Annotated in this window: 2 protein-coding genes; both read right to left on the bottom strand. The window is 45.5% G+C overall.

Features of this window, described 5'->3' with window-relative positions:
- Window positions 1-47 precede the first annotated feature (47 nt).
- A complete protein-coding gene (locus AC4E8D_RS13435; protein WP_490206317.1) occupies window positions 48-6257 on the bottom strand; it encodes an SDR family NAD(P)-dependent oxidoreductase in 6210 nt (2069 codons plus the stop codon).
- Window positions 6254-10210: a type I polyketide synthase gene (locus AC4E8D_RS13430; protein WP_490206316.1), complete on the bottom strand. Its 3957-nt coding sequence runs from the start codon at window positions 10208-10210 to the stop codon at window positions 6254-6256. Before AC4E8D_RS13430 ends, AC4E8D_RS13435 begins: the two co-directional genes overlap by 4 nt.
- Window positions 10211-10219: the final 9 nt, after the last annotated feature.

The raw sequence follows: 10219 nt of genomic DNA, 5'->3' as shown, positions 1-10219 counted from the left end.
TACACGTTCCCCCCACCGTCTGATAATCCCCGCTCTTCAGACCCCTGTTATATAACCTGAGACGGTACAGCCCCCTGATAGACCATAATGGATTCTTCTTCATCTAAGATCTGTATATCTACCAAAGACTGTTTCTTTATCAATGCAATCTGATCCAGCACACCATTCATCAGTACATCTAGAGCCTCCATCGCTTCAGGAGCTTCGATTGAACCTTGTCCTGCTTTCGCCATGCGTGTCTTATAATATTCAGAACGTACCGAACCCACACTTCCCCAATATCCCCAGTTCATCACTTTGATAGGAAAATCACAGCACTGTCTCAAAAATTGGGCAAATACATCTTTGAACGTACAGCCGGCTACGTAATTCGCCTGTCCGGCCGAATTCAAAAAGGAATTCATGGACGAAAAAAAGAGTACAAAGTCAGGCGACTCTCCGATACACGCTTTGGCTATATTGATGCTGATGTCTACCTTGGTGGAATAAGCTTTCCGAAAAGAAGCTTCGTCCATATATTCCAGACTGCGATCCTCCAACACGATGGCAGAATGAATAAAACCATTAATGGCTTGATGATTCCGCCTAATATTTATACATGCCTGACGCATTGCTTCTGAATCCGTTGCATTAACAGCCATGTAACAGGGCGCGGGGCCAAGCTCGCCCAGCCATTTCAATTTCGCCTGAATATCAGCATCCATTTCCCTTCTTCCCAGCCAGATGATCTGGGCTTTGTAATGCCGGATCATATATTCACTCCATGCCTCTCCGATTCCGCCTGCTCCTCCAATAACAACGTATACACCCCCATGGCGATAGGAATGAGACTGCCCGGAACTCACAGGAGAATATGTAACGGGCACAAGTTGTTGACGAAACCATTCGCCTTGTCGGTTTACATATGGGAATCCATAGGAATCAGCAGACAGCGAAAACAATTCGTACATATTCTTATCATTCAACTGATCCAAATCCACCTGTCTAACCTTCCATCCGGGTCGTTCTTTGCACAGGACTCCTATAAGACCATGTATCCCGGCATGAGTGGGATCAACGGAATCAAGTGTATGAATGGCGTTTGCCCGCATCGTGATTACAGTCCATTCCATGCTCCGATTCCCATATCCATTCTGAAAAAGTGCCTTAATCAGTCTGTATAGAAGAAACACGCCATCTTCCTGAGCCTCAACCATTCCCTTGACATCAGGCGAGCTTCCAGCCGTGATCGGAGATATCCACACCATATGACGAAGGTTCATGATTAGGTTTAGTTGTTCAGAGATGCGCATGATCGAATCCTGTGGATTCAAAACGATCATCTCGGCATGTGGCAGGTGTTTGAGCAGCTGGGTCAAGTACGAGCTCTTCGTACCTACCAAGCATATTTCTCCCGGGAGATCGTTGAGTACACGTTCATGTTCATACAAGCCGATTGTCTGCTCTTTCCATACAGGGGCCAACATTTGTAACTCGTAAGTCTCCACACCTTTAGTTTCTTCAAGATCTGGAACTTTCGACTCAGGTCTTCTAAAACGCATTGCCCTAACGGATACCCGTACATCACCCTTCACACTAAACAAATCTATGTCATATTCGGTATCCGCGTGCACAGCAGCGCTGCCACTCTCCTGATGGACTCGGACATGAGCCCACATCTCAGCTTCACAGGAGCCAATGATTTGAATTTGTTGTATAGAGAAGGGCAACAAAGGCGTATCTTGCTGCTCGTCCTGAATACTTCCCGAAGTACTTAGCCAGATCCCGATTGCAGCCTGAAAAGCGTTATCCAGAAGTCCGGGATGAATGGTGCCGTCCTGATATCCATCCATAATACCCGGAGGCAAGGCAATTCTGGCCAGAGCTTGATCATGACCCACTGCTACAGATTTCAGACCCTGGAAGTCTGGACCATACTGCATACCCCTGGCTGAAAAAAAGGAATAACATTGCTCTGATGTAAAATTTCCCAGACTACAGCTGCTCAGGATAGTCTCCATTTCGTATGTTTTACGTACTTCACGCTTGGTTATCACAGCAGTCCCTTGGCTAAAAACCACGGTGTTTGTCTCATCCCCCTGAGAACTAGTTGGAGAATGAACGGTGACCTCAATAAATCCATTCGAAGATGGTTTAAGAAGTATTTGAAGCCTTCCCATGCCTTTTTTGGCGACAACAGGTTTGAGCCATACGAGCTTTTTAAGGCTGATTTGTTCGCCCTCTCCTGGTTGAGCAGCCATCATGACAGCGGCTCTGATCAATTCAATATGAGCTGAGGCAGGCAATACGTTATATCCGTTTATTTCGTGATCCCGAAAAAAGGATTCTTGTCCAGTAAATGCAAATTCGTAGCTGTATGCGCGAAAATCCGATCTATTTTCCAGCTTCATCATGAATCTGTTGTCCACTCCCGACCGATGAATCTCTTGGCTTTCTATCCGTTTGACTGGATTAGGAAGCCAGTGCCGTGTCTCTGCAAACGGATAAGTCGGGATGGAAATTTTCCGTTTCCGTTCTCCTTTATCCATTGAAGACCAATCAATCCGGTTGCCAGTTACCCAGAGCTGAGCAAGTTTATGGAGCTCTGCTTCAACCATGAAATCCTGATCTGTGGAAGGCTGATGGTAAGCTATAGCCTGTTCATCTTGTGAGGGCTTGCGCTTGGTTACGCTCCCTTGCCAAAATGGAGATAGATTTTCTGTCTCATCTGCAATAAACCGATTAAGCATTTCCACGGTGTCATCGATGCTTGAACTCACCAATGCAAGTCTTTCCTCCATCTCTTCCCTGCCCGTTTGCATTGTAAATGCAACATCAGCCAGGGTAATCCCATCCGTTTGACTCAGAAATTCAACGATTCGCCTCGCATATGCTTTCAATCGATCTCTGTTCTTTGCAGAAACGATGAGTAACTGGGGGCGATTGAATATAATCAGGGAACTGTCATGCTTAGTCACGTATTCGCTGATGACAATATGAGCATTGACACCTCCAAAGCCAAATGAACTTACGCCTGCACTTCTTGGGGCAGTATCATGTTTACGATTCCACGTCTGCCCTTCCTTTACGATATAAAACGGACTGTTCTCCAACTGGATGTAAGGGTTAACTTCATTTAGCTCCAGATTCGGCAACAATCGGTTATGCTTCATACTGAGTAACACGTTGAGGACTCCCGCTACTCCTGCTGCTGCCTCCAAGTGTCCAATATAGGTTTTTATCGTTCCGACTGCACAGTGCGGAACGGAGGACTCTGGGGCAGAACCGCTCGGCTTACCATGCAACTCATCCCAGTCTTGAACCAGCTGAGAGAAAGCTTTTTTAAGCGCATTTATCTCGATCGGATCACCCAATGGGGTCCCCGTACCATGTGCTTCAATATAATCTACTGTCCTCGGATCAATTCCGGATCTGGACCACGCTTCAACAATAAGTTCTGCCTGTGCATTAGGATTTGGAGATGTCAAAGTGTTGGCATGTCCCCCATGATTTATAGCCGTTGCCTGAATTACTCCATAGATATGGTCTCCATCCGCTTCCGCTTTGGACAACGGTTTGAGCAGCAATGCCCCACTACCTTCGCCACGAACGTACCCATCAGCACCTTGATCAAAGGTTTTACAGCGACCATCCACACTGAGCATGCCTGCCTGATTAAAGGCAATCATCAGCTGTGGACTTGCGATAACACTGATGCCTCCAGCAACTGCCAGTTCACATTCTCCGTTGTGTATCGATTCCACTGCCCGATGAATGGCGACCAGTGAACCGGAACAGGCTGTATCCACGGGTTCACTAGGTCCATGCAGATTTAGAAGATATGAAATTCGGTTAGCCAGAATGGAATGAAATATGCCCAAAGCTGTATGTGCTTCAGTTGGAATGCCTGATTGGTGCATCAGGTCATAATAATCTGAACTAACCACCCCGACAAACATACCTGTTTTACTCCCGGACAACTCCGATGGCCTGTAACCGGCATCTTCAATGGCTTCCCATACAGTTTGCAAATAAATGCGCTGTCTCGGGTCCATCAACCCAGCTTCATGAGGCGAAATTCCAAAAAACGAAGCATCAAATTGATCAATGGCTTTCATAAATCCGCCCCATTTGATGTTGGTTTTGTTGACTTCTTTTATTGGGTCCCCATAATATTGATGCCAATCCCAGCGTTCAGGAGGGATTTCGGAAATGAATGTTTTCCCGGAAACCAAGTTCTCCCATAGTTCATCCATACTCTCGGATTGAGGCATGTGAGCGCCTATTCCAATAATGGCAATGGGTTCTTTATTCCTCCTATGGAGTTCGATAGGCTCACTTGCAATCTCATGTGTTTCATCATCACCGACCATATGCGGAGTCTGCAATTCGAGTTCAACGTGCCCGCCACTCATTCCATGATATCGGGCGATGTCTTCGCCATAAGCTCCGATTAGGTAGGTTGCAAAAGCCCCTAAAGTCGCATATTCAAACACAATAGGGGGCGTTAGATCAATGTTGTACGTTGCGTTGAGTCGATTGACAAAGTCAGTCGTCGAAATGGAATCAAACCCATAGTCGCTTTTATCCGCATCCAGATCCATTTCATGTACATCAACACTGAGAATCTGTGAGGATATGGTCAACATAATTTCTGAAGCCCTTTCTAGTAAAACCTCCTCATTTATGCTGTTCTCTAACAACATTTCTTTTGGAACCGAGTCCACATCCGCAAACGACGTTTTCTCGTGTACCTTCTGAAATTTGGTTGCATCCCCGCCAACAATCACTAGCTGACTTTCCTTACAATGAAAAGCATCCTCAAAAGCTTGTATAGCATGTTCGCTGGATATCGATGAAACCCCGAGCGTATTTTCCAAAAAAAGACGATGGGTTGAATCTACTCCCATCCCTCCTTCCAACCACAGAGGCCAATTCAGAGAGAGCGTTTGACCCGAACGCATCCCCTCTTTGTTCAACCGATTCCGCTGACGGCAAAAACTGTCCATAAAGCCATTGGCAAAAGCATAATCACATTGTCCAGCGTTGCCCAGAATGGACATGACGGAAGAGCAAACGATGAAAAAGTCCAACTGTTCATGACAAGAAGCTTCGTCCAGCCAAACCGTTCCGTATACTTTAGGAGCGATAACAGCATCCATGTCCACTTTATTTTTGGATTGAAGCATTGAGTCTCTCAATACGCCAGCGCAATGAATCAGACCATGAATGCCCCCAAATCTGGTTTTGCACTCACGGATGAGATTAAAAGCGGACTCACGTTGCGATACATCCGCCGCAATATACACTATTTCAGCTCCAAACTTCCCTAGATCACACAATTGTTGTTCCTGATCCCTACTCAGAATGGAACGTCCAGACAAAACAATGACTCGAGCGGATTGGGCAAGCAAGGAGGCAAACTGGAGGCCGATACCACCCATCCCACCTGTAATCAAATAAACGCCTTGTTTATTCCACTCTACTTGTGAATATTCTGTTTTCGGCAGCGATAGCAATCTCTTCACATAACGTCGATTGCCCCGATAACGAACCTCTACCGCCTGGTCCCGAGCTTCCATCTCCTGTTGGATGAGGTGAAACATATCGACTGGTTCATTTCCCATGTCCAATGTACGGCATGTCCATTGCGGGTGTTCCCATTTCACACTGCGCATGAAACTGCTTACAGCTTCATTTGCCGGTTCTTCTTTACGATCGCTGGAATAAGCATATAAAAGATGTACTTTCTTTTTGTCAGCACATTTCGCCAGCCATCGGCATGTATAAAATAAGGTGTACACACCCTGGGCGAGCCACTTGTTCAATAGGGTCCCTTCATTTTCTGGAAGTACCGTACCACTCCATCCATGAACGACAGTATCAGGAATCCACTGTAATTCGGACAGCCTGTTGAACAAACGGTCAACATCCTCTTCCTGTCCCGGGCGGACTATAAATGTATTAACATCCTGCTCAATGAATTGATTTCCCTGTAACACACGAATTACGGAAGTGCTCTGGTTCCATTGCTGCATGTGTTCTTCACCAGAAACAAATAACAGAAGCCTTTCACTTTTGAAAACGGTACGTTGAAGGTCTTGAATTTCCCAGGATGGATACAGGTACGTATTCTGATGCAGGTTTTTCTTATTGGAAGCCGAAGTATCATGCCGCTCTATTTCCTGTATAAGCTGGTAGGCTGTCTCTGATGAGAGACGTCGTCCCTTCACCATTTCAAGAATCTGATCCAGTGATAACATCTGATCTTTTCTCATCGTTCCTCCATATAAGTTAAGACATCAATAGGTTCAACCTCTCCGGCTTCCAATTTTCGCAAAAGTGTTTTCAATGGGTCCTTCGCATGACTCTTTTTGTCCCGAACCTGTCTTACTGTAAAGTCGCTCATTTCCATGCATATTAGTTCCTGCTCATCAAGCAGTACAATATCAAACTTGAATGCTTTTTCCCCTTGCGTACCCTGCTGCCTGACATATACACTTCCCTTGTCTGGAAGCCGCTTCCACCATTTGACCGCACCTATGGAATAGGGCATACAAGGAGCAGAGCTCACCTTTTGGGCAAGTAACATCGCTGTCTGCAGTGCGCTGTCCATCACTACAGGATGAAGCGTATACGCGTGTAACTGTTCATAACAAGGGATTGGAAGGACAAACCTGGCAATAGCTTCGTTCTCACCCATACAGCAGTCCATAATGGATTGGAAGGAAGGACCGTAGACCAGATGGCTCTTTTCAAGTTTGCGATATACTCCTGAAATAGGGTCAACACATCTTCCTCTAATCGCATCGATATCCCGTTTAACCCTATTAGGATTGCCTTGTCGTGTGTCCTGTTTGTTGCCATCTGTCTTTATTCCATACAACGTCCCTTGCCCATAAACTTTTCTAGGGTTCACATCTTCGCCGGTCCATACGTGGAACTGAATTTTTTCCTGGGTTTTAGACAACGAAATGTTTACTTCAACAGGTTGCTCCATGACTATTAGGGGTCTTGACCACACCACATCACCAAAACCGATGACCTCCTGGATGCCTGCATTCTGCACAGCGGCTAATGCCATCTCCAAATAAGCAACACCTGGTAATGTTCGTTTACCGTCTACGCGGTGATCATTCAGAAAAAATTCTTTGCCTGTAAACAACGTTTGATACTTGAATTCATCCAAGGTTGAGGTATTCCGGCCGATCATCGGGTGCGACGCCCTATCCAAGCTGTTCTCATATACACTTGTAAGCATATATACATCGTTAACCGATTGATTAGCTACATGAGCTACCGCATCATTATGGTCATGTAATCGATGTATTACAGACTCGAAACGCTGAGTAGGCAGGGCAAGCTTGTTAAATGTTCCTGAAGGGAACCATAGGTCCCACCTCACATTCACGCCATGGAGCCATAACTGACCGAGGATATTCCAGAAGTCATATCCCGCTTCATCCTCTTTTAAAGCAAGTTTCAGCGTATCAGGTGCGGCCGATTGAACTACTCCGATGTCAATGATTTTGATGTCTGACGAAATCTTCTCCAGATCAACTTGGCTTTCTTGTGTTTGATGCAGCCATTGCTCAACATTTACAATTTCGGGCACGTTATCAATTCGAGCACATAATCGGTTGTCATTGGGCTCCATATCCCTTTCTCGCTGTTTCAGGTTCATGGATTCGGCAACAACCTTATAGTCCACATTGGAATCCAAAACAAGCCGGGCGACCATTTCAGGAAGTAAGATGTGATCGTTCATCAGATCCAACATTTCTTCGAATCGTGGATCGGGCTCAGCCATTATCGTCAAATTCCATTTGCGGTTCAACTTCCTTAGGGAATAAGCCACAACCGTAACTATAATGAACAACTGCTGAGTGGAAAGCTCCGTAAACATCAAGACATCAACAGGCTTTCCAAGCAACTCCTCCAAATTCCAATCGTCCCCACTTACTTTACCTAGAAGATTCGACCATTCATCTACATACTTTCTGAAGGTGAACTGATGAGCGATGAGTGATTGACCCTTAGTCAGATAATATTTAACCCGTTCGTGATCACTTACCATTGGATATTCGAATCGATCATGCTCGCTATTCCCAGAGTCCACACTTTCAATTTGCGAGCTACCCAACAAACGCCGGAGATAAGACTCGCCAAAGGACATCGGATACAAAATATCTCGCACTGTTGGGTCATAGTAAGGCAGACACGGACGATGTAGTTTAATGAAATCAGCTTCATTTTTTCCTGAAAGCCTCAAAAGAATTTCTTCGGGAGCGATCATTTGGTTTACGGCAAGAACAGCCCACATCCCTGTATGCTCCCCTGTCATCCATTCCACTTTTAAGCCCGCATCAAGTAAACATCGAAGTACGGCATATCCAGCAATGAACTGACAGCACGGAAGTGTCTCTTGCTCCCATGGTTCATTGTAGAACATCTGCCGATAGTGATCGGCAAGTGGACGATCACTATCGGCAATTTGATTCAGTAAGGATTGGATGATGTCCTCCACATGCGGTAAACCACGGGTTAACTTGCTAAATTGCTCATAGTTTATATAGGAAAAGTGCCCCACTCTTATTGCCCACTTTTGCTGCTTGGGCATGAAAAGACGACTTGATTCCGAATGTAACTCTTCCTTCAACTGCTGTAAATTGTCTACCATCACAGCATAACGATAAGGAAAAGCCACTCTTCCCGTGGACAATGTTCCACTAATATCACGCAGCGTACACTCATCAAACTCGGATGTTAGCGAGAATGCTCTCCACGATTCAAGCTGTTTTTCCAAATGCCATTTCGATTTGCCTGATAGCGTGAACAGTTGAGAACGGGCGGCGACGGCATCCTTCTGTTTGTTCGAGTGTGCAGTGCACCACTGTTCAATCACCAGATGTGCGTTGACTCCACCAAAACCGAAAGAGCTTATGCCCGCTCTTAAAGGTAAACCTTCGCCAGCACTGTTCCAATCAGTTAGAGCCCCCGCCACTTCAAAAGGAGTATTCTTAAAATCTATGATCGGATTAGGATCGTTAAAATGAAGGTTGGCAGGTATTTTACCATGTTTCATCATCATGATCACTTTCACAATACCAGCCATGCCCGCAGCACTCTCCAAGTGGCCAATATTGGTTTTTACCGAGCCAATCCGACAGAATTGGGTTCGGGAAGTATAGGCAGCAAATGCATTTTTAAGCGCTTCAATTTCAATCGGATCTCCCAATGACGTTCCCGTTCCATGTGCCTCAATATACGTGACCATTTCCGGGGAAATATCTGCATCCTGATAAGCAGCCAAGATGACGTCTTGTTGTGCCCTCATGCTCGGAGCAGTTATGGATGCGCTTCTTCCACCATGATTGCAGGCAGATCCTTTGATAACCCCGTAGATATGATTACCTTCTGCTAACGCATCTTCAAGCCTTTGAAGCAACAACACGCCTGCTCCATCCCCTGGTACATAACCATTGGCTTCCTTATCAAAGGTTTTACAACGTCCATCCGGACTTAACATTCTTGACTTGGAAAATGAGATAAACTTCCAGGGATGCAAATTTAGATTTACACATGCAGCTAAGGCGTAATTGCACTCTTTTCGTTGCAGGGCTTGTTTGGCTTCATGGACGGCTACTAATGAAGATGCACAAGCTGCATTTACTGATATACTCGCGCCCTTGAAGTCCATAATGTAAGAAATTCGATTGGCAAGAATACTTTCATAATTTCCAAGACAAGCGTAGCTATCTATCTCCAATTCGGGAAGGCACGCCATTTGGCGGTGATCTACCGTCATTACTCCGGCATAAACGGAAGTGATCTGATTCTGTAACCTTTGAAGTGAAATCCCGGAATCTTCAATGCATTGCCAGGAAACTTCAAGCATCATTCGTTGCTGTGGGTCCATATTTTTGGCCTCTCGGGGAGAGATACTGAAAAAGCGGTGATCAAAAGAATACACATCATCAAGCAGACCGCACCATTTACCAATGCTCTTATTCGGGGCGTCAATATCTTGAGAATAGAACTTCGATACATCCCATCGATCTGGAGGAATCTCCTTGACAGAATCCACTCCATTCGCAAGATTATCCCAAAACGTCGTATAATGATCAGCCTGCGGAAACCTGCATGCCATACCAACAATTGCAATATCTGTAAGGCGAAATCCTGGATCAATATCGGATGTTGGCTCCATGTTCTTCTTTTGTCGCATCATCACACCCCC

This window comes from Paenibacillus sp. SRL342 (assembly GCF_984798905.1).
Note: the sequence above shows the minus strand (reverse complement) of the source record. Positions and strands in the feature narration are given on the sequence as shown.